Raw genomic sequence first — 233 nt, forward strand, 5'->3', positions numbered from 1 at the left:
GGGGAATCTCGGTTGATTTCTTTTCCTCGGGGTACTTAGATGTTTCAGTTCCCCCGGTTCGCCTCGTTAACCTATGTATTCAGTTAACGATAGTGTGACGAATCACACTGGGTTTCCCCATTCGGACATCGCCGGCTATAACGGTTCATATCACCTTACCGACGCTTTTCGCAGATTAGCACGTCCTTCATCGCCTCTGACTGCCAGGGCATCCACCGTGTACGCTTAGTCGC

Annotated in this window: 1 rRNA gene; it reads right to left on the bottom strand. The window is 51.1% G+C overall.

Features of this window, described 5'->3' with window-relative positions:
- A 23S ribosomal RNA gene (locus tag PGQ95_RS26470) occupies positions 1-233 on the bottom strand; the annotation flags it as partial.

Origin of the sequence: Klebsiella sp. 141240, from assembly GCF_050600805.1 — a bacterium.
Taxonomy (GTDB): Bacteria; Pseudomonadota; Gammaproteobacteria; order Enterobacterales; family Enterobacteriaceae; genus Klebsiella; species Klebsiella aerogenes.